General features: G+C 39.7%; 21 protein-coding genes and 1 pseudogene. 7 read left to right on the plus strand and 15 right to left on the minus strand.

The window, feature by feature from the left end; all coding sequences use genetic code 11:
* Positions 1-402: 402 nt before the first annotated feature.
* Positions 403-534: a hypothetical protein gene (locus AC1DLI_RS25345; protein WP_477607245.1), complete on the plus strand. Its 132-nt coding sequence runs from the start codon at positions 403-405 to the stop codon at positions 532-534.
* A 45-nt stretch (positions 535-579) separates the two neighbouring features.
* Entirely contained in the window at positions 580-771 is a 192-nt protein-coding gene (locus AC1DLI_RS25350) for a hypothetical protein (protein WP_477607246.1), read from the plus strand.
* Positions 772-1,063: 292 nt separating this feature from the next.
* Here AC1DLI_RS25350 and AC1DLI_RS25355 read toward each other — a convergent pair whose 3' ends face one another.
* From AC1DLI_RS25355 to AC1DLI_RS25385, 7 genes are all read right to left on the minus strand, one after another.
* Positions 1,064-1,330, minus strand: a complete 267-nt coding sequence (locus AC1DLI_RS25355) for a hypothetical protein (RefSeq protein ID WP_477607247.1) — start codon at positions 1,328-1,330, stop codon at positions 1,064-1,066.
* Between the two features lie 53 nt (positions 1,331-1,383).
* Entirely contained in the window at positions 1,384-2,085 is a 702-nt protein-coding gene (gene sigK, locus AC1DLI_RS25360; RefSeq protein ID WP_053374990.1) for an RNA polymerase sporulation sigma factor SigK, read from the minus strand.
* 136 nt (positions 2,086-2,221) lie between these two features.
* The gene (locus AC1DLI_RS25365; protein WP_477607248.1) at positions 2,222-3,895 is read right to left on the minus strand and encodes a recombinase family protein; all 1,674 of its coding nucleotides are present in this window, start codon (positions 3,893-3,895) and stop codon (positions 2,222-2,224) included.
* Between the two features lie 76 nt (positions 3,896-3,971).
* Positions 3,972-5,615: a recombinase family protein gene (locus tag AC1DLI_RS25370; RefSeq protein WP_477607249.1), complete on the minus strand. Its 1,644-nt coding sequence runs from the start codon at positions 5,613-5,615 to the stop codon at positions 3,972-3,974.
* A 3-nt stretch (positions 5,616-5,618) separates the two neighbouring features.
* A complete protein-coding gene (locus tag AC1DLI_RS25375) occupies positions 5,619-5,960 on the minus strand; it encodes a hypothetical protein (RefSeq protein WP_477607250.1) in 342 nt (113 codons plus the stop codon).
* A gap of 236 nt (positions 5,961-6,196) precedes the next feature.
* Positions 6,197-6,337 carry a hypothetical protein gene (locus tag AC1DLI_RS25380; RefSeq protein WP_477607251.1) on the minus strand — a complete coding sequence of 47 codons (141 nt, stop codon included), beginning with the start codon at positions 6,335-6,337 and terminating at the stop codon, positions 6,197-6,199.
* 85 nt (positions 6,338-6,422) lie between these two features.
* Positions 6,423-7,373 carry a hypothetical protein gene (locus AC1DLI_RS25385; RefSeq protein WP_477607252.1) on the minus strand — a complete coding sequence of 317 codons (951 nt, stop codon included), beginning with the start codon at positions 7,371-7,373 and terminating at the stop codon, positions 6,423-6,425.
* 588 nt (positions 7,374-7,961) lie between these two features.
* Between AC1DLI_RS25385 and AC1DLI_RS25390 the strand changes: the two genes are divergently transcribed.
* The 4 genes from AC1DLI_RS25390 (at position 7,962) to AC1DLI_RS25405 (ending at position 12,126) form a co-directional block, all read left to right on the plus strand.
* Positions 7,962-9,266 carry a tyrosine-type recombinase/integrase gene (locus AC1DLI_RS25390; protein ID WP_477607253.1) on the plus strand — a complete coding sequence of 435 codons (1,305 nt, stop codon included), beginning with the start codon at positions 7,962-7,964 and terminating at the stop codon, positions 9,264-9,266.
* The gene (locus AC1DLI_RS25395) at positions 9,263-10,408 is read left to right on the plus strand and encodes a tyrosine-type recombinase/integrase (protein WP_477607254.1); all 1,146 of its coding nucleotides are present in this window, start codon (positions 9,263-9,265) and stop codon (positions 10,406-10,408) included. The genes AC1DLI_RS25390 and AC1DLI_RS25395 overlap by 4 nt, the downstream gene beginning before the upstream one ends.
* Positions 10,392-11,366, plus strand: coding sequence for a tyrosine-type recombinase/integrase (locus AC1DLI_RS25400; RefSeq protein WP_477607255.1), 975 nt, complete (start codon positions 10,392-10,394; stop codon positions 11,364-11,366). The genes AC1DLI_RS25395 and AC1DLI_RS25400 overlap by 17 nt, the downstream gene beginning before the upstream one ends.
* A 595-nt stretch (positions 11,367-11,961) precedes the next feature.
* Positions 11,962-12,126 (plus strand): hypothetical protein, encoded by a 165-nt coding sequence (locus AC1DLI_RS25405; RefSeq protein ID WP_477607256.1) that lies wholly within the window; start codon positions 11,962-11,964, stop codon positions 12,124-12,126.
* Between the two features lie 162 nt (positions 12,127-12,288).
* On the opposite strand, the gene AC1DLI_RS25410 is transcribed toward AC1DLI_RS25405, so the two are convergent.
* The 5 genes and pseudogenes from AC1DLI_RS25410 to AC1DLI_RS25430 form a co-directional block, all read right to left on the minus strand.
* Positions 12,289-13,131 (minus strand): hypothetical protein, encoded by an 843-nt coding sequence (locus AC1DLI_RS25410; RefSeq protein ID WP_477607257.1) that lies wholly within the window; start codon positions 13,129-13,131, stop codon positions 12,289-12,291.
* A gap of 622 nt (positions 13,132-13,753) precedes the next feature.
* Entirely contained in the window at positions 13,754-13,945 is a 192-nt protein-coding gene (locus AC1DLI_RS25415; protein ID WP_477607258.1) for a hypothetical protein, read from the minus strand.
* Positions 13,946-13,969: 24 nt separating this feature from the next.
* The gene (locus AC1DLI_RS25420) at positions 13,970-15,100 is read right to left on the minus strand and encodes a DUF4238 domain-containing protein (RefSeq protein ID WP_477607259.1); all 1,131 of its coding nucleotides are present in this window, start codon (positions 15,098-15,100) and stop codon (positions 13,970-13,972) included.
* 33 nt (positions 15,101-15,133) lie between these two features.
* Positions 15,134-15,721, minus strand: coding sequence for a hypothetical protein (locus AC1DLI_RS25425; protein ID WP_477607260.1), 588 nt, complete (start codon positions 15,719-15,721; stop codon positions 15,134-15,136).
* A gap of 447 nt (positions 15,722-16,168) precedes the next feature.
* A pseudogene (locus AC1DLI_RS25430) lies at positions 16,169-16,405 on the minus strand (RNA polymerase subunit sigma-70); the annotation flags it as partial.
* A gap of 757 nt (positions 16,406-17,162) precedes the next feature.
* Here AC1DLI_RS25430 and AC1DLI_RS25435 point away from each other — a divergent pair.
* Positions 17,163-18,395 carry a nitrate/nitrite transporter gene (locus AC1DLI_RS25435; protein ID WP_477607261.1) on the plus strand — a complete coding sequence of 411 codons (1,233 nt, stop codon included), beginning with the start codon at positions 17,163-17,165 and terminating at the stop codon, positions 18,393-18,395.
* 158 nt (positions 18,396-18,553) lie between these two features.
* Here AC1DLI_RS25435 and AC1DLI_RS25440 read toward each other — a convergent pair whose 3' ends face one another.
* From AC1DLI_RS25440 to AC1DLI_RS25450, 3 genes are read right to left on the minus strand one after another with little or no spacing between them, the layout of a single operon-like run.
* On the minus strand, positions 18,554-19,981 hold the full coding sequence (locus tag AC1DLI_RS25440) for a sulfatase family protein (RefSeq protein ID WP_477607262.1): 1,428 nt from the start codon (positions 19,979-19,981) through the stop codon (positions 18,554-18,556).
* Positions 19,950-20,894 (minus strand): AraC family transcriptional regulator, encoded by a 945-nt coding sequence (locus AC1DLI_RS25445; RefSeq protein ID WP_477607263.1) that lies wholly within the window; start codon positions 20,892-20,894, stop codon positions 19,950-19,952. The genes AC1DLI_RS25440 and AC1DLI_RS25445 overlap by 32 nt, the downstream gene beginning before the upstream one ends.
* A 45-nt stretch (positions 20,895-20,939) precedes the next feature.
* Positions 20,940-22,358, minus strand: coding sequence for a sulfatase family protein (locus AC1DLI_RS25450; protein ID WP_477607264.1), 1,419 nt, complete (start codon positions 22,356-22,358; stop codon positions 20,940-20,942).
* Positions 22,359-22,396 lie beyond the last annotated feature (38 nt).

The following is a 22,396-nucleotide window of genomic DNA, read 5'->3' on the forward strand; positions in this document are numbered from 1 at the left end:
TAATAATTTTTTACAACTTTGTAAATATGAACATTTCCCGCTATAAATAATAAGTATTTCTATTGATATTCTCCTTTTTCCAAAAATTATAAAATGCTCATTAATAGAATATATTCCTTTTTACATAATTCGACAAGAGTGTTAAAATGTCGAATCGTAGGTTATTTTGTCGCTCGATACTATTTGTTAGTAATACAATTTCTTTTCGATCCACCCAGTTGGAGTAAAGAGCGACGGGATCACGCTAGCAATTAGTAAAACCGCTTACGAACTCAATTTTCGCTGAGCGGCTCGATTTACGGTTGATAGCAATTGGTTATGATCCGAGACATTGAGTGTGCCAACCTTGTGCATTGATCGACAAAAGCTAATCATTCATCTCGAGCAGAATGCTGAGGATCTGTGCCTGAAGATCGAGAGATTGATGAGGCTACGGGCATCGACAGCGGCATGATTCTAATGTGGCTTGCCAATAGGATCGTCCTGCCTAATTTACTGAATGATTTATACAAAGGTGAAATTGATGAAGGATAATCCTCAATTTCATCGAATTTCTCTTTAAATTAGGAGGGTGATTCAATGTGGATTGATGAATATTTAGAGCTTGTYGTTGTATTGGAGCTAGAAACCATGGCGACTCATGAGGGCTACCTTGAAGATGCTGAGGGTAGTCACGTGAAAATTTCGAACAGTTCAGAGGTATGGGTGATTCCTAGGCAAGAAATAGTAAAAATTACTCCAATCTTGCCCAAGCGATTTAAAAGCGAATAAGCACAAAGATCGTTGGAAGCTCCATCGATATAGAGAACCATTCCTCATGCAATTCTCTTCAACAATTCGTCAACAACATCCCTAAAGCTCTCAAAGACGTAATACGACGAGAAAAAGACAACATAAAAAACCCTTGCGCCGCAAGGGTTTTCTAATTGTTATATATGCTGCGGCAGACAGGATTTAAACCTGCAAGCCCATTGGACACTATCCTCCCAATTTTCGTTGTCCTAAAAAATTTACAAACGCATGAACCAGCTTTATTTTCAACCACTCAATAACTACTACTACACTAATATTTAGCCTTTCTTTTCAAACGTTCCTTCAAGTGTCCAATATAAATCTGATCTGGATCATCAGGATTGTATTTCTTGAGAACGGCCTTATTAACCGAATCAATTTCTCTAGCAAAATCATAAGCATTTAAATAAAATCCAAAAGAACGTTTCACAGGCCTGTAATATCGCAGCAATATTCCTTTAGCATCTACATAGCCTAAGGACTCCAATTCCTTTAATACTTCCTGAATATATGGCTTATCCATCATATGTTTAACCATTTAGCTACCTCGATCTCAAAAGTGAATGTTCCAATAAAAACAGATTAAACAGTTTATCTCTTCGCCTTATAAAACTCATGATACAGCTTCATGAGTGCCCGCTTCTCTATCCGCGACACATAACTCCGCGAGATCCCTAATTCCTTAGCAATCTCCCGCTGCGTCCGCTCATCCCCGCCATGTTCCAGCCCAAAGCGGCCGATAACGACTTCCTTCTCCCGGTCATCGAGTATATCCAGATTCTTATAGATCTTCGATTTCTCAATCTTCAGCTGCACCTTATCCACGATATCATCAGCCTCAGTACCGAGGATATCGATCAATGTAATTTCATTACCTTCCTTATCCGTGCCAATCGGATCATGCAAAGAAACGTCTTTCCGCGTCTTCTTTAAAGAACGCAGATGCATAAGTATTTCATTCTCGATACAACGAGCCGCAAATGTCGCGAGCTTCGTGCCTTTTCCTGTCTGGAAACTCTCGATGGCCTTGATAAGTCCAATCGTGCCGATCGAAATTAGATCCTCGAGATCTTCACCTGTATTGTCGAATTTTTTTACAATATGGGCTACCAAGCGAAGATTGTGTTCAATTAGTAGGTTACGGGAACGCTGATTACCTTCTGCCATCAATTGCAAATGCTTTGTTTCTTCCTCCTCTTGAAGCGGTTGAGGAAAAGCATTATTTTTGACATAAGAGACAAGAAGTGAAAGCTGTTTAATAAAAAGCGCAATCGCTGAGAACAGTCCAGGCATTTACCGTACACCCCCACGTTGTATTTGCTTAGATGATAAGCACAATTGAAGCTTTATCTAAGCAAATTGAAGTCTGTTCTTTATTGTATGTGGGTAATAGCCTATACGTGCATGTACGCCTGATTCAAGACAGAATTCACATAATGCTTCTCCCTCTTTTTCTTTGTATCACACCATTTAAAATAACTGGTGGCCCATCAAACTCCTTAACTGTATCCTTACTAAGTCCTAAATGAAGTTCACTTAAAAATCCTACAACTTTAATTTGAATGTTCGGCTCTTTACAGGTGACGATTATTTCATTCAAAAGTGATTCAACGAGAAACCTCTTGTCATTAACACCAAGTTCACTCCCTCTCTGATTAATAAATGCTAAAATACTTTGAAACGCTTCATTATTGTTCTCATCTGTACTCCGTTTACTTTTCAATGTGTTTATCTGTTCTAAATATTGAACTCGTTTCATTTTCAACTCATTAATTGCGCCCTTCACTATGATAAATTCATCTTCCATTTCTTTCTCGTCGATGACCTCCCGTTTATACATAATCTTTATCTTATTTATTTCTTTTTCCTTTAGTAAAATCTGTGATTGAACGGATTCCGCTAGGTTCTCTAATTCTGAAATTGCTTCCATGGAGTTTTTAATTAATTGATTCATGTAGTCATTCGGATCAGATATTATCTCCATAATCATTTCCCAAACACATTCTTCAATAATCTCAGCTCTTACTGTATGACTTGGACATTTTGGAATGTTCTCCCCGTATCTTCTTGGAAAGATATTAGGGCAGCGATAACACTTATAGATCACTTTTTGGCCTGTTGCTTTATTGATTCGACCTGAATAATTTGTTGCAGACCACTTCCTACCACAATGCCCACATCTTATTAGTGAATTAAGTAAATATTCATGTTTAACGTCTCCAGTTCCTCTCATATTATTAACTCGTTGTACTTTTGCAAGCTCATATAACTCCTCATCTATAATCAAGGGCACCTCCACCGATATCCATTCCTTTTCATCACGTAATGAATATGTTTTTTTAGGTGCCCCTGATTTAGTTCGCTGTCCTTTTATTTTATTCCAATTTCGCCGATTGTAATAATAGATTCCTTTATAAATCTCTGATGTCAAAATTCTTAATATTGAGCTTGCACCCCAGTTTTTACTTTCTGCTCGTTTAGGYGTTGCCCCCATAACAAATAGCTTAGTACCAATTTCTTTGACAGTTAACTCGTCATGTACGTACCATTTATAAATTAGCCTTACAAAACGTGCCTCATCCTCATTAACTAATAAAGCACCATCACACCAATCATAGCCATATGGAGCAGATCTCATTGGCATTACTTTCTTGTTTTTTTCTACTGCATTAAGACGGCCGCGAATTGTTCTTCTCTTTATTAATGCTAATTCGTAATGTGCAATTACACTCATTAAATTAAAGAACAATTGACCTTCAGATGTTTTTTTATATTCTCCATCAATAAAGATTAGATTAATGTCCTCATCCTCAAATTCTCGGCACAAAGTCAATTTATCCGTTAAATCCCGTGAAAGTCGATCTGGATGAGTTACTATCACATTTGAGATTAATCCGTCTCGTACATCTTTCCTAAGCCTATTTAATTCAGGCCTTTCAATATCTTCACCACTAACTCCCCTTTCTTTATAAATGTTCAACTTGTCTTCGTTTACATTCAGTTCCTTTGCTTTTGCGAGACATAGCTCAATTTGGCTCTCCAGGCTTGTGCCATCAATTACTTGATTAATTGTAGAGACACGTACATAAATAGCTGTGTACATAACAATCTATTCCTTTCATATAAAAATCTCAGATAAGGAAAATTCCATCCTTACCTTCAGAAGATACCGCCCCATTTTATTTGCTTTTTAAATTCCCCACAATCATAGGAGCCCTAGTATTTTTCTCATGTTTAGAACCTGAACGAAGTTCATCTAAATAGCCAACTGCAGTTATTGTTATTTCTGATTCACCGTATCTAATAAGCAGCTCATCAACAAGACTATTAACTACAAACCTTCTGTCTTCAAAACTTAATTTATTCCCATTTTGCTGTATGAAATTATTGATTTTCTCAATAACATTTACATTCTCCTCATGTGTTGTAGCCTCTTCCTTCAATTGCCGAATCTGATCCTTATATGTATTGAATCGTATCTTTAATTCCCTCGTTTCATCTTTAATTAAACGGAACTCCATCTCCATTTCATCCTCATCAATCAATTCTTTTTTAAATAAAATCTTAATCTTCTCAGCCTCCTTTTCTTTTACCGAAATTTGCTTCTGAATAGATTCAGTTATCAGAGCTAATTCTCCCAGTAGTGATCCCTTCTTACTATTCAATCTCTCTATGTACTCCTCCGGGTCAGATATGACCTCCATAATTAATGCCCATACATAAGCGTCAATGGTCTCAGCTCTTATTGAACGACTAGGGCAAGCTTGAATGTTCTTACCAAAAATTTTCGGGTTTTTATTCGGACAGCGATAAACTCTATACTTTTCGCGTTTTCCTGATGACTTATCATAACCTCCCGAATACGTGGTTGCTTCCCACTTGCGCCCACAATGTCCACATCTAAGTAAAGATTTGAGCAAATACTCATATTTCACATTACCAGCGTTCTTCGTATTTATTACTCTTTGCTTTTGTGCTTGTTTAAATAACGCTTCATCAATGACAGGCGGTATTTCAACAAGAATCCAATCTTTTTTATCACGAATTGTATATGTTCTTTTTGGTGCACCATTTTTCGTGCGCTCCCCTTTCAGTTTTTGAGTATGTCTTCTATTGTAAAAGTACTTTCCGATGTATATTTCGCTCTTAAGCACATTTTGARTTGAACTCGCACTCCAGTTTTTACTTTCCGCTCTTTTTGGCTCTGCTCCCATTTCGACTAATTTGTTTCCGATCTCTCTCATTGTTAGGTTTTCGAAAACGTACCACTTAAAAATCAATTCCACATATCTTGCCTCTATTTCATTAATGACTAAACGATTTTCTAACAGGTCATAACCAAACGGTGGCACTCTCATTGGCATAATTTTTTTATCTTTTTCTACTGCTTTAATTCGTCCTCGAATCGTTCTCTTTTTAATCAATGATAGTTCATACTGTGCGATGACACTGATCAAGTTGAAAAACAATTGCCCTTCTGGCGTATTTTTATATTCAGTGTCAACGAAAAGCAAATTTACATTTTTCGATTCAATCTCACGACAGATAAACAATTTATCCGTCAAGTCACGAGATAGACGATCAGGATGTGTAATAATAATCTGCGAAATCAAACCTGATCTAATATCCTCCCTAAGTTCGTTCATGACGGGTCGATCTATATCTTCACCGCTGAAACCTTCTTCTCTGTATACTTTGATATCAGCAACAACTACGTTTAACTCCTTAGCTTTTTGGATGCATAGATCCACCTGGCCATCTAGACTAGTTCCCTCAATAGCCTGCATGCCCGTTGAAACCCTAGCATAAACGGCAGTAATCATGGTTTATTCCCCTTTTTTAAAAACTCCTCTTCCCTTGTTAACACTTCTCCTATCCAAAAAGCTTTTTATCTCTTTAACCATTTGCATTTTTTCGAAGTAAGGTTCCAACAAATCTGAAGTATTTTCTCTTCGATTAACTCGAAAACACATTTCATTTCTAACACTGAAATGAATAAAACCTTCATCTGGTTTATTTGAATCAACATAAAAATCAATTTCAACGGGACCTGACTCAAGGCTCTTTAAATACCATTGATCTTTAACAGATAATGAACAAGTATAGACAGCCCCATCTACTTCGATTCCATTCTGTGTGATGTAGGCTTTTTTAGATTGTATTGGCAATTTCAACCCACCTCTCAAATAAGAACATTTGTTCTCATCGGAAAAGTATGTCCTATTTAACAAAAAATAAACCGACTGAAGTAATATCAGTCGGTTATACTGTTCTTGTTAACTGGCTGATATTATTTCAGTCGGTTTTGATGATGATTTTTTTCAATATGTAGTCGATAACTTTTTCCTTTGCTTGTATTTCTTTTCGTTTATCAACTATTTGGGTCTGATCCTCATCGTTTATCTTATTCTTTATCTGTCTCACTCCGTTCCGGTTTCCGATTGCATTCTTGGTTTGTTACTCTCTCCTCCTCCTGCTTCAATAACTGATGAACTACCTCAAACGCTTTTCTTCGTAACTCTTCTTCGTTCTTTTCATTAGACATAAAAAACCTCCTGAAGTGTTTTCTTCAGAAGGTTACTCATGAATCATACATTAATTACTTATAACCCTACAGGAGGGTTATTTATTTAAGTGAAAGCGTTTATATCATCCTGTAACTCTGTAACAGACGTGATTTTGCGAATTTCATTCACATAATTAGCCATACCAATTTTGCTTTTTTGATCCGTACCGACAATACAGAGTTTAATACGATTCGGTCGTAAAATTGATGGAGCATAGTAATAGCAATAAGGTCTTAATGGGGAGAGCACTTTTAACAATTCGTCACCGACTATATGTCGAGATATGGGTAGAGAAAATCTTAACTCGTAGAAGTTTTTATAAATATGCACATTTAAAAAAAGTTCATTGCTGCTTGTTCGAACAACTAACGCAGATGCTTGTTTCGCGATCCCTTTAACTAGCCGCGTTCGTGCATCTTCAAGAGCGTGTCTGATACTCTTCAGCAATTCGTTCATAGATACAATTTTGATTCCCATTGAATAAAATTCGAATCCAGAAGTTTCTGTGAGATCTGGGGTCATTTCAATACAATACTCTGCTGGCAACTCCATTAAAATCGATGTCATCATTTGGTACGATAACTTAGTCATATTAGTTTCCTTTTTTTGATAACCCATTACGATGTCGTGGCCAGTACCACTCATAGGCCCCCCTAGATTTTTAAAACTCGCTTTAACCTCCTTATTCGTTAAATTCACCAAAGTTGTACATTGTCTAAGACGATTGATCGGGTCTAACTTTAACAAAACAGAGTCCAACTTTCGTGGATTGTTATAGAAATATGCGCGTCGCAGCATTATTTTCATCTCTCGTGCATCTTTAAGATATACATGAGTTGAATCATAATTTTCATTTTCTTTATCATCCAGATTTTCCTTGTCACCCTTTTTTTTATCGCCCCTTTTTGGGCGAAAAATCCCGTTTGTGGCTCCTAACGGATTGAGAAACCGCTCCACGATATCATGAAAACGTTTATATTCAGAATCATCATTCAAAAGTTTATATTCGTCCAAGCGCATCACCTTTTTGTATTATATTTGATAATTGTATATAAATGGCTATTGACCCGCTCTTGGGGTCACAATTCTTTTTTTTATCCAAAAACATTTCACTTTTCATGCATTCTATATTTTGGGCAACCCCCTGTTGGGGTTTCTGCTATTATTCCGAAAATATCGGGTACAATTGTGAACCGAGAGGAGGTTGTTAAAATGCATTCGCATAAGACTTTTCAAAATGATACTTGGAAACTCATTACACCTGACAAAAAAAAAAAGATGGATCAATAGTTGATCCATCTTTTCCCATTAGATTTCCGACCTACAAAAAAGTAGGTTGGAAATCTAGTATTTAATTTACAATTCCGGGAAAAATAAAAATACACCCATAAACACCAAACAGCAGTGTTGAAATGGGTGCATTCACGTTTTAGAACGCATTTAAGTAAGGTAGCTAAAATAGAATTCACAATTAGTGGCTTTCGACCAATTAGAACTTAATTTCCCCCAAGGCGCATGCCAGGGGAACGCTTTACAAATTACTTCCAGATATATCTACTATACCATTTCCAATTGTTTCTGAATATACGAGGAGTTGAAAAAATGGAAGCTGCAATGATCTTAAGTAAGACAATTAAAACTATACCGGTAGGCCACCAATCACAGTCTCCCTTAATTAATCAATATCTTGTAAATTATCGTGCTTCAATAAGAACTGTACAGGCCATAACGGGCCGACTTACACACTTTCTAAGGTTTATAGGAAAAACGCTTACAAAAGAAATACAAGACTTAGACAAAAACGACATCATATTAATAACATCTGAACAAGTATTGCTATACAAAGACGAAATACAGAGAACGAAGAAAAAATACTTGGCCCAATACTATCTCAATGATATAAAAAAATTTCTGTGTTTTCACAAAATTTCACGATCTCTTTTAAACAGCTTGGAATCAGGCAATCAACCTCAAGTTAAAATAGTCCAGAGTTTTTTAAAATATCTTGAGGACGTTAAGAAATTCAGTCAAATCCACACATATAGGAAGCATCTAAATCTATTTTTCAAATTCTTAAGCGACCGTTACAAGATCGATTTCCACTTGGAATATGAATTTAGCGAAATCGACTTAACTCATATCTTGGAGTATGAAAAATACCAAAGAAATCGGATTGAAAGACGACAGATAAAGAAAATATACGCCTACTCTTTACTCCGAACTGTCTCACAATTCTTTAGATATCTTAGGAAAGAGAACCTGTCAGATATTCAATACCAACCACCGAGATTTTTGCACAGAGATCGGGCAAGAAGAAATGATTATGTGGAAACCGACGACATGAAGGTAATGATTGAATCGGTTTTTGCAACGACTCCTGATATTCGACTAGCGTATCGAAATGTGTCAATTATTTTGATTTTAATTATTACCGGCTGCCGATCAATTGAAATTTGCAATTTAAAAACTCAAGATCTCTGGCATACAGATTACACCGCTTTGTTTAAATCAAAGAAATCTAAAAATCGGAAATTAAAAATGAACAAGACTGTAATGGATTGCATCAATCAATATATTTCTTTAAGGGATACTTTTGATCCACTAGATGACACTCTCTTTTTAAAGAAAAATGGACACCCGATTTGTTCGCGAGAGATTTACAATATTTTTTATAAAATCAACAATTTCGCCTTCGGAAAATCAAAGAACCCTCCTGTTGCACTTCGCCATACCTATATTACAAATGCTTGTGAAGCAGGATACGACTTGCGGAAAGTAGCTGCCGCGGCGGGACACAAGATACTGAGTTCAACAGATTGGTATAGGCACAAGTCGCCGGAAAGGTTGAAGAAAAACACCTTTTCCCATGATCCAACTAAAAGGTTCGAGAAGGAGTTTAATTTATGAGTCAAGAGCGATACACATTGAAGGAACTTTGCAATCTAATAGACTTACCCTTTGAACTTCTAACGAAGGTTAGGGACAATAAAGAGTTCATTCTTAGACAACTTTCCGAGCAAAACACCATCAATAAAACAATATTTGAGGTGATCAATGAGTTCCTAGTTGAACTAGACTCTCGAGTTGAACAAAATGTTATCACTAAGCGGTCGAAGGATAACTACATAGATTTTCTTCGGCCGTTCTCAAAATTTATCATAGCTAATTATGCAGATAAAGACATTTCGAGTTTGGATCAAAAGATTCTTACTGATTATTTAAAACAATGTAAAGTTTTAAAACGAGGAATTGAGAATGAGAATATCGATCAAAATGGCATAAATAAACATACAAGAAACGCTTACACTAAATATATTAGATCCCTTTTATATTTCGCTATGGATAAGGGATACTATTATCATCTTAATGGTACAGAAAGCATAAAAAAAATTTTCTATTATGTGAAACCGGAACGTCTACCACGTGCCGTGCCTGATACGCTTGTTACGGCCGTATTGCAAGAAGCCAGCAAGACACAAGAGGCATATCGAAATCATGCAATCATCTGTTTTCTGCTAGGAACTGGTGCTCGAGTGGATGAGTTAGTCAATGTTAAAATCACAGACGTAAATATAAAAAATGACATGGTTAAACTTGTTGGAAAATATCGCCGCACACGATTTGTACCACTGTATCCTTTTTTAAAAAAACTGCTAAATGCCTATCTTGACCTCGTGACGAAAAACTGTGAAACACCTCCGGTGTATTTGTTCACAACAAGTTATGTTAAAAAATATAAACAAATGGACGTAAGCACTGTACAAGACATGATTAGTGACCTATTTAGAAAGCTGGGGCACGCCAATGAGTACTCAACCCATTGTTTCCGACACACTTATGCAGTGAATTGTTTAAAGGCGGGGATGAAAATTGAGTATATTTCCGAATTGCTTGGTCACCGGACAATAGAAAGCACTCTGATTTACACCAAGCTGTTACCACAGGACCTGGTGGCTGAAGCTCAGAAATATCCTCTACCACTGGAGAAAATTCTATTTACTTTGCTAGAAATTGAGGAGGATCCAATCACTCATGAAGACAATGATTGATGAAATACAAAACTTTATTTTGACTGCAGATTTAGCCAAGAAAACAAAATCAAGATACAAAAGTCTATTATTACAATTTGCTAGATTCTTATCCGTTGAGACCGGTATTCCAATAGAAAATATCTACTTAGACAGAATACGGTACATCCCTTTTGATAATGAAAAAGGTATCTACCTGCCTATCAATACTTCTATAATAGATACGTACCTCGAAAAAAATATCGGTAAGCGCTACGATTGGTTAGCTTCGACCACTTCGGCTATGAGTAGTTTTTTTGAATATCTAGCATCCCAAAATAATTTTCGTAACGTTGTTAGAGATATTGAATTTCGACTTCGCGATCACTATATTGAACCTACCAAAAGAGCCTTTAATCGCCAAGAAATTTTAAAGTTTCTAATGACATTAATTGAACACAGTGATAATGTAACCCAAGAAGCATTATTATTTATCATCCTATTTACGACTGGGTGTCGTATTAATGAAATTCTTTCTTTGACAAAGAAGGACCTTAATTTTGATGAACAGACTTTCTTCTTGGCTAAGACTAAAAACAAACGCCAAATGTATGTCGCAACAAAATTAGGATTAATGAAGGCCTTACGTGTATACTGCAAAAAGTATAACCTTGGAAATTCTGACCCTTTGTTTAACGTGCTTGGAAAACCAATGCAGGATACCGATGTGAGAGAAAAACTGAAACGTTATTCTGAGCTTGGCAAGCTTCCTCCCACCCGGGTTCATGATATACGCAGTTCCTTCGTTACAATTATGTACGAGAACGGATCTGATATTTCCATCGTTCAACAGATGGTAAATCACATTACGATAAATTCAACCCAAAAATACCTAGAAGATAATGCAGTTCGGAATAGTAAAATCAACATATCGATGTATGATGAACTCATGAAGGAATGTCGGCCAATCATATTAAAAAGTAAACATATTATGATTTAAGGGAAATTTTGATCGAAAAAGCAATTACAAAATTAGAAAGAATTTAAGAAAACATACTTCTCAAGGAGTGGTTTTCTTATTTTTTTGTTTTTTACTTTTAAAAACCAACCCCACACTAATATCTATAATTCTCCTTGAACTTCACGTATAAATGTATAAAATAATCGGTTGCGGTGGGTAGTGAACCTGATACCAGTACATGCATATCCAACTCCAATGTCCTTGCTTCTGATAAGCCGCTCCTGCCACGTTCAAAATTGCTGATTTGGTTTTCAACCCGTTGGAACTCACCAAATCAATCTGACGCCCGCCGATCTGTGCAAGGAAAGGGAACGCCTTCGGCAATCAATGCAAACAACCTCATCGCCATTGGACAACTGAGGGCGCAGCCGTTCCGAGATCGGCGAGCTGACGCTGAACAGCGAGGTTCGACCCGTGTTTGTAACTTTAGTTATACCACCCGCATCTTTGGTGGAAGCAACCTCCTGATCGGTTAGGGCCATACCATTTCTACAAATCATTGTTCGTCAGTGCAACATACGGCTTAGTCATTGTACAAATAAAAGAATATAACTATTCAGGTGGGATTTTTTCTTTGACTGGGATGGCTATGGCAGACATGTTCGCAAATTCGGGATCTGCCAAAAAGGAAAAGAACCCAAATTACCCAGATGAAAATAATGATGAATTTGTTTTTAAAATGATTAAAAAAAAGAAAAGAATTGAATTAGAACTTGATGTTTTAGGAATAGAAGATTGATCTCAAACAAATTAAAAAAAAAGAAGAGCAACTTAATCGGGTTGCTCTTCTTTGATATGCTTTAATATTCTATTATCCTTACAATGTATATAGTTTAATAGTATAGTTAAAATGATAAAAGTAAAAAACCACTCAAAAATTTGACCTTTTAGATATTCTTATTTAACTAACACTTTCCTCAAGTGAATTTTGTAATTCTATCATTTTCGATGAATCTGTATACTCGTGAAATAAAATACAACCCTTTACATATCTAGCCAGTATTTCAGTGTTTTGAAACTCCCCTCTATCATTAAAACCATATTTAGCTAATAAACCACTGTAATCAAATTTTTCACTTTTTACTGAACAATAGTTTCTAACCATGTCAAGATAAACTTTATGGTAAGAACTCAAGATCTGTATAGCTGTTTCTGCAACTAGTTTACCATTCACACCGATTGAGCCATGAACTCTATATAATACTTGTGGATCTTGCCAGGAATTAGATATAATAACTCTCATTTGATTAAGAATTATTCTTAATTCTTCTGGAATATAAATTGCAACCTTATGTATATGATCAATAATTTGAGTATCTACTTCTAATCGTAGATTTTCGGAATTTTCTCTTAAGCGATTGTTATTTACTACTGAGTTCATAAAACTATTAAAGTTTATTAAATAATTTGTATACAATAAGTTTATTTGTTCAAGATGATCGAAAACTCTACCAAGTTTAACACTTTCAAGTTCCAATTTAGAAGTTAAATACTTGTCTTGAGCATCAAATATAGCCTTACTTTGGAATTCAAATTGCCTCAATTGTTTATCTAATTCATTTTTATGATCCGATAGTTGTTTATCCAAATCATGTTTATGTATTGATTGTTGTTTCGTAACTCTAAACTTTATAAGTTCTTCAACTAAGAATTTTAAGAAAAATTTCCATAGAGCACCTAACACAGCAACAGAAACAGCACCATAACCTAAATACTCAGCAATTTTCTTAAAAAGATCGTCCATTTATTTAATCTCCTGTTCATTTATCAACTCTTATTTCAATCTGGATAAAAGCATCAATGATTTCCTCCACTAATAGTGCCATCATTCTTAATGTAGAAATAACCATAATAGTAGGGGCCAGACTTAAAAAACATACATTGATTTGGTCAAGAGAGATAGCAGCACAATGTCCAGAAAAGTTAGACCAGAATTACTGGGACCAAATAATAACGTCTCGAAATCTACTTTTGCCAATTTAAACATGATACCTTTGGGATTAACATGTACTGAGTGGCTCGACATTCTGTAGTAAGGTCGATATTCCCATTTCTAGAGTTGGATCATGCTATGGAAAAAGTTATTGTTGGGCTTGAGAAGCCATAGTAAAATGCGATCCCAAAATTAATGAGTTAGAAGAAGCGTTGATTTAATTTTTTTGCATATTTCTGAAATTCCTGCATGGCTTTGTACGATTCTATATTGTTATGTAAGTAATATCGTCCAACTACTATTTCATCATTCTGACGGATAAAATTTCTACTGTAGATATTTCGCGTAAAATCCAATACCTCGAAAGTGCCCCGTCAGCAAATCCATTTTTAAGTAAAACTAGTACTTCTTGTGCAATAACACAAGCTCTTGATCAACACGCTTTTATGGTCTTTTTTAGATCCTCTAATAAGGATTTAGTAGTCTCTAAAGTACCGTCATTTACTATGATAACAATTACTTGATCAAGGGAAACATCTTTTTCTTGCTCCAAATCCAATAACATTTCTGATAAGAAATTGTTATCATATTCTTGTGAAAAGAATGATATTTTCTTTGAAGACATTGCATGTCTCCGTCCTAAACAATGTCATCTTGTTTTTGTACTAAAGAATTCTGTGACGCTGTATTCAGTTACAGCGGATGGGTGTGGTCTTACTTTTGAAGTTAAGTCTTTATCCCCAAATGTCGGTATCATTTTTTTAATAATCATAACCGTTTCTAGGCAACAGTTTTTTAATTTCTTACCACTGCCACACTTACATTGATCATTTCTACCGAAATCTTTAAAAGGAAACCACATTCCTCCAATAAACTCCTCCCATGCTTTAGTATCTTTTTCATAAAAAAACACCTCTTTCTTAAGGGTTGCTCCGCCCAATGAACCATCTCCATATTCCATGTACGATGAAGCTGGTGATTGATAATTAAAACTCTCAAGTGCTCTTGTTAGCGGTTCAACCGAATACCCAACACATTTGACATAAGAATTGTTTATGATGACTTTATTTATTTCATTTATTTGCTGTTTATTAAGAACATTGACTTTTCCTTCTTGAATATGATCAGGTTTCTTTCCATGATAGTACACAATGTAGTATTTACTTGAAATTGGGACAAGTAATATTACATCTATAAGTCCTATATGTCGATTGCTTATATTAGCAAACCTGCTTTTAATTGCTAATGCTGCCGTAGATAAATATTGATCACTTATTAAGAATTCATTATTTTCACTTTTAATGACAGCAAAATGGTAATATTTTTTTATTGTATCTCCTAGTGCAGATATATAACGGGTATTAGACAATTTTTCAATAAGATACCCGATTCTGACTCCTTTTTGCATATTCTCTAAGGAGAATTCATTTAATAAAGCCCCACTCCTATAATAAAAGACAATAATCGCTGACATGTATGATTCAATAAGTTTTTTTGCCTTATCCAAGTTTTCTGTTTCATTTTCTTGTGTGTCTAGTAAGCTAATTATTTTATTAATTGCAGGAGCAAAATCAGATTCTATGTCACCAAAAAACTTTTCTAATTCATTTGCTTCAAGAAATGGATGTTCATAAGTATATCGCTCTGACATCGATCTACTGCAATTTGTTTTGTAAATTTTTTTGTTCTTTAATAACGTTTCACAAACTTGCTTATTTTTGGAGAAATGATTTAAAACAAATTGAGGTATATAATGTTGATTGATTACTAATTCAGCCATTTTACCCTCCTAGTCGAAAATTTAATTAATTGCTTACATCTCTCCATACCTTGGAAAAATAGGAAACTTTGTTGAATTAACTCCAAAAATTTCTCTAATTCTCGGAGCATATTTCAGTGATTGTTCACGATCAAATCTATCCGCGTCTTTCTCAGTATCAAGATTTTGATAAATATCAAAATCGGTTGTTAAGTCATTGATTTCTTGTTCTCTACTGAAAATTTTAGGATCATTATAATGCTGCCAAGCGTGTCGAATTTCATGAAATAACTGTGAAATAGTCATGTATTGCACCATTTCTTCGTATTTCAAATCTGAACCGTCTGGAAATAACTTATCGTAATCTTTTCTTAATATTGTAAATGGGAACATTTTAATTTTATACAAATCAGGGATATAGACTCCTTTGGGTACTTTTGCCCCCTCTTTAGGCGAAAGCATTAAATCATATTCATTTTTCTTGAGTTCAAGTTTTTTGCTTTTACGCTCTGCCTTTAGACTATTTCTTGAATGTATTTCCACTAAAATGTTTAATGATGTATACATGCTTCCCAATAACTCAATACACTCCATCACTTTTGATCTGGAAAGTAGCCGTTCCATACTAACGACCTGAATCATATAATTCCCCCCACCCTTTAAACAAAAAAAAGCTCTGGCGATTCTTTCGCACAGAACTTTTTTGACCGATGCTTTCGGATTTGGTAATAATATAGCATATTATGTGATTTCTTGTCCATATTTTTTCCAGATATTTATAACCCCTCTAAACCCGCGCCATTATTGGGTATTCCTTTACGTGAGAATGTTTCATAACATCCTGCTATTCGACCTGCCAGTCACCGTGAAGCGATATTTACTTTTCTTATCGAAGCACCTTGAGAAACTGTGATAGTTTTCGCCCACAAAAAACAAAAGCCGCTCATATCGGCGGCTTTTTTAAATTATTAATTAATATTGAACCATAGAAGTACCTCTAACGACTTAGCAAATGATTTGTCAACCTTAATGCTTTAGGACGAGGTTCAAATATGTATGGGTGACACCATTCATAGTATTTGGTTCTTATAAGTTCGAAATGACATCGTTTCGCGTCCACAACCTCTTCACTATGTGAGCGACTAAGCGGAGATTATGCTCAATGAGCAGGTTACGGGAACGCTGATTGCCTTCGGCCATCAGTTGAAGATGCTTGGTTTCTTCCTCCTCTTGAAGCGGTTGAGGAAAAGCATTGTTTTTGACATAAGAGACAAGAAGTGAAAGCTGTTTAATAAAAAGCGCAATCGCTGAGAACAGTCCAGGCATTTACCGTACACCCCCACGTTGTATTTGCTTAGATGAAACCTCAATTGAAGCTTTATCTAAGCAAACTGAAGTCTGTTCTTTATTGTATGTGGGTAATAGCCTAGAAGTGCATGTACGCTTGAATCAAGACAGAATTCACAGGGTTTTGTTAATGTTCGGATTATAGTCAATGTTATTCCATTCCAGTAAAGCAGCATTGTGCATGGAATCTTCATCATCCGGCAAATAATTAGTAATGATGCGTTTCAGAGTGAAGCTGTTCATCATTCAGGAACAATGTTATGTAACTTAACATAAAAGTACTAACATTAAGACAAAAAGATCAAATTTTGATGATTTAATGATTTATTAAAAATTTTGATGTTAAGTTTATTGACATGAACAGAAAAGCGATTTATAGTAGCAATATAAGATTTAGCTCAACGGCACAATGACGTGTCAGTTCCGGCGTTGCAGTCTATCCATACAGTATTGTAGACGGGTAGGCTTTGTATTTTACATCGATTATTAATAAAGTCAGTCACGACGGTGTGGCTGCAATGGCAATGAGGCCGATTAACAGAATTCGCATTAGTGCGGTTCTGTCAGTCGGCCTCTTTTTGCCTAATGATTACCGAGAAATGGAGGGAATACCGGGAATTAGAGAGAGAGGTTGTAAATACTGAACCAGCATCGAATGAACGTGAATGATCCCGGCCAAAGCTATGATTTCGCCGGAAAGAAAACCAAGGTTTTTCAATTATAGGGGGAATGAAAAATGGAAGCACAAAGTTTTCGTAAGTCTGGTCACTTTCCAAGTTTGTTGTCATCTTTTCTCTATTTTGATGTAAGCTTTATGATATGGGTATTTTGCGGGGCTTTAGCACTTTTCATTACCAAAGATTTTGGTTTGTCGGATACTCAGAAGGCAACCATGGTAGCAATCCCGATTTTGGGAGGTTCCATTTTCCGTATACCGATGGGGATATTGGCGGACCGTATTGGCGCTAAAAAAGCAGGCCTTATCGGGATGGGGCTTACCACTATTCCTCTTCTCTGGGGTTGGCTCGGCGGAACAAGCCTGGTTCAAGTTCAGTCGATTGGGTTCTTGCTCGGTATCGCGGGTGCAAGCTTTGCTGTTTCGCTTTCATTGGCAAGCCGCTGGTATCCTCCACAGTATCAAGGTCTGGCGATGGGAATTGCCGGAGCAGGCAACAGCGGTACTGCGCTAGCTACATTTTTTGGACCTCAGATAGCGACAGCGTACGGATGGCACACTGTTTTTGGATTGGCACTTATACCTTTGATCGCAATCATGATTATTTATGCAATATTAGCCAAGGATGCTCCGAATGCTCCTGCGCCTAAAACTTTAAAGGATTACCTCAGTGTATTTAAATATGCGGATACATGGTGGTTCTCCCTATTCTACTCGGTAACATTCGGCGGTTTTGTCGGGTTTGCCAGCTACTTCAGCATTTTCTTCTATGATGTGTATGGCGATGGCGTAAACCCAGGTGGCTTAACCAAAATACAAGTAGGTTACTTGGTTACCCTTACAGTCATAGCGGGAAGCTTCTTTAGACCCGTTGGCGGTTGGATTGCCGACAAAGTTGGCGGAATGCGATTCTTGATCATATTGTTTAGCGTAGTTACAATATGCGCGTTTGCGATTGCAACAATGCCTGGTTCATTCCTTCTTATGCTTCTTTATACAAGTGTTATGATGGCTTGCCTCGGTATGGGGAACGGATCGGTGTTCCAGATTGTTCCGCAGCGTTTCTCCAAGGAAATCGGAGTTGTTACCGGGATCGTCGGAGCTGCAGGCGGTTTAGGAGGATTCTTGCTTCCTAAATATATTCTTGGTCCATTAAAAGAATCGACAGGCACTCACGTTACCGGTTTCCTTGTTATCGGATCGATCGTATTAGTTATGACGCTTGTTTTCTACGCAGTTTCGCGCTCTTGGAGAAAGTCTTGGGCTTCAACGGAATCAGGGGTTAATTTCTAAGCATTCCAGAACTGCCTATCACACTAAGAACGTATTCAATGCAATCAATGCCATAATAGGGATAGAAAAGGACAGTCCGAATTTATTCGGCTGTCTTTCTTTCGTTTAATATCCAGAGATAGTTGGCATTTTTCTATAGCAGGATTATGCACTTTTCTTCATGTCCCACCGAGCTTAGCGCCTTGCAGCAGCTGACGACGTGTCCATTCGTTGGCGACGATCGCATCGCCGTCCAAGGACAACTGCTCGTACAGCCGTCTCCTCAGCACAGCAAGCAGCTCTGCATGATCAGCTTTCCCGCTCAAGTTCGTCAGTTCGCCAGGGTCGCCGGCCAAGTCGTACAGCTCGTCGACGTCCGATAAATTCCAGATGTACTTCCAGTCTGTTGTGCGGATCATCCGAGTCGTGTACAACCCAAACTGCTGGCCGTTATAGGTCGACACGACGGCGTCACGCCAATCGGCCGGCTCCTCCCCAGCCAGCAGCAGCCCCAGTGAGCGGCCCTGCAAATCCCCAGGATCACGTGAATGTAAATCGAGAAGCTCCAGAATCGTCGGCGGCAAATCCAGAAAATTGTAGACGAACTTATCGCATCGCCAGCCCGGTTCTGCCTCCCCGCCGCCCGGCATCCGAACGATGAGCGGCACCCGTACAACATCGTCGTACATGATGTAGTGCTTATCCATCATGCCATGAGAACCGCACATGTCACCGTGGTCTGCGGTAAAGATCACAATGGTGTCGTCCGCCATGCCTAGCCGCTCCAGCGTCTCCATCACACGCCCGATCGCATCGTCGAGCTGACTGATAATGGCGTAATAACGGGCAACGATCGGCGCCCAATCCTGCCAGCCGTAACCGGCGACGCCCCAGCTCTGCAGCTGTTGGCGCTGAATGTACGGCTTGCCGGCAAATGTCTCGCGGAAGCCTGCCCATTCTGGGATATCCGCGGCATCGTACATCCCTGCGAAGGGAACCGACGGTCGGCAGGGCAAGTGGGGATCGCTGAAGTGCAGCGCCAAATGCCAGGGCCGTCCGTCATCATGCAGCCGCTCCAGTGTCTCGCCCGCACGCGCGGCAAACCAATGCGTCTCCGTGTCCYCCAGCGGCAGCGGGCTCTCTTCCCCGAAGAATCCGTTCTCGTAACGGACGTCTGGATGCTTCTGCGAGACAAAGTCACGATATACTGCTTCACTGACATACGACTCGTAACCATAAGCCGTAGGGCCGTGCATCGGATTAACACCCCATTTGCCCAAATAGGCCATCGCATAGCCACTTTCCGCTAACGCTCTCGTCCACGTATAGGATTCCGGCGGCAGTGCCGCCACAGGCAGGGCACCGCTGTAATTCCATAGGGCGCCGAATGTCTCCGGCCTCCTCCCACGAAGAAGAGACTGCCTAGCCGGCGAACACACCGGCAGCACGGAGTAGGCGTGGGAGAAGGAGACTCCCTGCTCAGACAGCCGGTCCAGGTGCGGTGTGCGAACCGGATATTTGCCGCTGAAGCCGACGCAATCCTCTCGTAATTGGTCGGCCGTGATTATCAGTAAGTTAGGCCTCCGCTCTCTCATCGAGTCTGGCATGCGTTATCGGCTCCTTTCCTTCCCACTGATCGTGTGAACCGGTCCGGTATTCGCGCGGCGAGCAGCCGGCATAGCGGACAAACAGTCGGCTGAAGAACGATGGATCGTCGTAGCCGACCATGGTCGCGACGTAGATGACCTTCTGGTCGGACTCCAACAGCATCCGTTTCGCCCGCTCGATACGAATTTCGTGCAGCAGATCGAATACGCTCTTGCCAAACTCCTCGCGGACCAGCCGGTTCAGCTGCCGGGTGCTGACATTGAACAGGCCAGACAGCGCCTGAAGCGTAATTTTTTTGTCAAAATGACGTTCGAGATAGCCGGAAATCCGTCTGGCCATCATCACTCTTTCCGATTGGCGAGGGGATCTATGGATACGATGACTTTGCATATAGGCGTAATAGCGGGACAGAAGCACAAGCAGCTCCACCATCTGCAGGCGGATCAACGTCGTGTGGCCAGATCCGCGGCTGCTGAACTCGCGGATCATGCTCTCCAGCAGCGCCAGCACGGACGACGCCTCCTGGCCGTTCAGATTCAGGTAATGGTTGAAGCGTACATCCTGCTTCAGGAAGGGATGCACATAGAAGTAGTCCATCGATGCTGTTATTTCCAGCTCCTGAAGCAGCGCATCGGGAATAAAGGACGGCATGAACAAGCAATTGATGATTTCCATATGCCCGCCAGGCTTTACGGAATAGGCATGTGTCTCGCCGGGATTGATAATAAACACGTCGCCCGCATGAATGTTGTAATGGTTGCCTTGGAAGATATGGACGCCTTGCCCTTGCACCACGTAGACGAGCTCAATGAACTCGTGACCGTGTTCGGCAATGGAAGTTTGCACCGTACGAGTGATCCAGAACGGAAATTCATCCTTCATGTAAGCATTGCTTCCCAAAATTCGTTCCATCCTTCATCCCCTCGCCTCATTATCGGATCAAGATCCGATGATCGGTTAATGCCGCCCATCAGCCGCCTGATCGAATCGCTCACGGCACGGATCCTGAAACCATTCTTCCCAAGTCATCCCGGATGCCGCCAGAATCTGCTCAATGCGCCTGCGGAACGGAAGTCCCTCCTCGCGGAGCTGCCGGTCCTTCGGATCCTCACGGCCGTTCAGCTTCGCTTCCACCCAGCTTTCCAGCTGCCGTTCCAGCTGGTCGGCGAGCTCCGGCTCCCGCTCAGCGAGATTCACCGTCTCTTCTGGATCCGCATCCAAATCATACAGCTCTCTTGGCGGTCTAGTAAAAGGCCCCGCGTCGTACGTGCGGATAAATTTGTAGCGATTCGTCCGTACGCCGCGCGCTGCCTGCCATGCGCATTCACTCAGGTAAACGGCTTCGTGCGTACCGTCCATTTCGCTGAGTATAGATGGCCATAAACTTCGGCCGTCCATTGAGGGCGGGTCTGCAACCTTCGCAAGATCGACGCCGTCTGGCTTTTCACTGCGTATCGCTTCCAGCACTGTCGGCATAATGTCCACCTGCTGCACAAGTCCCTGCACCCTGCGTCCCTCTGGAATACGACCCGGCCACCGCATAATAATCGGCACATGGACGGTCGGCTCGTACAAGCCGCAATGATCCCAGTAGATGTCGTGCTCCGTCAGACTTTCACCATGATCGCCAAACAGGATCAGCAGCGTATCCTCTTTAATACCCAACTTCTCCAACTGAGCGTCGAGTTCCTTCAGACGATCATCAAGATAACGGATTTCTGCGTCGTATAGCGCGTCGTAGTAGGCGCTGTCGGTAACCGGACCGACAAGATCGTAATGGTGATGCTTAAAGAAAGGGTAGGCGGGATGGTTGTACGCCCGTTCCATACTTCGGTTGTCCAGATCATACGGATCCCGCCCCGCTTCATAAAAGTCCGGAATATACGATTCCGGCGGCAAATAAGGCGTATGAGCGTCCCAATAATGAAGGAACAAAAAGAATGATTCGTCCTTGTGCTCCGCCAGCCACGGCAATGCCAGATCATTGACGGTCCGGCCGTCGATCCAGCGATTGCCGCCAACGCTGTTCGTATAGTAGCGGTAGCCGCGCGCAAACCATTCCTTAAGCTGGTACAGATTGTCCACCGCCGACGTCGTGAAGCCGGCGCCGCGCAGCAGGTTAGGCAGCCATGGGATCGATTTTGGCAGATGCGTCAGCTCTGAGCCGTGGGAGACAATCCCTGTCGTAAGCCCGACTTTGCCGGTAAAAATGCCGGTATGCGCCACTTCGGTTGGAATATCCGCGGCATATGCGCGTTCGAACAGCACACCTTGCTCGGCGATCTGGTCCAAATATGGGCTCGTCGGCTTCGAATAGCCGTACCCGCTCAACCTTGAGGCGCGAAGCGTATCCAGCGATATCAGTATGATCTTCATTGTATGCCGTCTCCTTCGGGATGTCCGGTGATCCGGTT

The organism is Paenibacillus sp. 01T443 (genome assembly GCF_056398325.1).

What these genes read in the sequence shown, in the direction of transcription:
- AC1DLI_RS25355 (WP_477607247.1), bottom strand. Translation starts at nt 1,330, where the DNA reads ATGGTTAAACATATGATGGATAAGCCATATATTCAGGAAGTATTAAAG.
- sigK (WP_053374990.1), bottom strand. Translation starts at nt 2,085, where the DNA reads ATGCCTGGACTGTTCTCAGCGATTGCGCTTTTTATTAAACAGCTTTCA.
- AC1DLI_RS25380 (WP_477607251.1), bottom strand. Translation starts at nt 6,337, where the DNA reads ATGTCTAATGAAAAGAACGAAGAAGAGTTACGAAGAAAAGCGTTTGAG.
- AC1DLI_RS25390 (WP_477607253.1), top strand. Translation starts at nt 7,962, where the DNA reads ATGGAAGCTGCAATGATCTTAAGTAAGACAATTAAAACTATACCGGTA.
- AC1DLI_RS25395 (WP_477607254.1), top strand. Translation starts at nt 9,263, where the DNA reads ATGAGTCAAGAGCGATACACATTGAAGGAACTTTGCAATCTAATAGAC.
- AC1DLI_RS25400 (WP_477607255.1), top strand. Translation starts at nt 10,392, where the DNA reads ATGAAGACAATGATTGATGAAATACAAAACTTTATTTTGACTGCAGAT.
- AC1DLI_RS25410 (WP_477607257.1), bottom strand. Translation starts at nt 13,131, where the DNA reads ATGGACGATCTTTTTAAGAAAATTGCTGAGTATTTAGGTTATGGTGCT.
- AC1DLI_RS25415 (WP_477607258.1), bottom strand. Translation starts at nt 13,945, where the DNA reads ATGTCTTCAAAGAAAATATCATTCTTTTCACAAGAATATGATAACAAT.
- AC1DLI_RS25420 (WP_477607259.1), bottom strand. Translation starts at nt 15,100, where the DNA reads ATGGCTGAATTAGTAATCAATCAACATTATATACCTCAATTTGTTTTA.
- AC1DLI_RS25425 (WP_477607260.1), bottom strand. Translation starts at nt 15,721, where the DNA reads ATGATTCAGGTCGTTAGTATGGAACGGCTACTTTCCAGATCAAAAGTG.
- AC1DLI_RS25435 (WP_477607261.1), top strand. Translation starts at nt 17,163, where the DNA reads ATGGAAGCACAAAGTTTTCGTAAGTCTGGTCACTTTCCAAGTTTGTTG.
- AC1DLI_RS25445 (WP_477607263.1), bottom strand. Translation starts at nt 20,894, where the DNA reads ATGGAACGAATTTTGGGAAGCAATGCTTACATGAAGGATGAATTTCCG.
- AC1DLI_RS25450 (WP_477607264.1), bottom strand. Translation starts at nt 22,358, where the DNA reads ATGAAGATCATACTGATATCGCTGGATACGCTTCGCGCCTCAAGGTTG.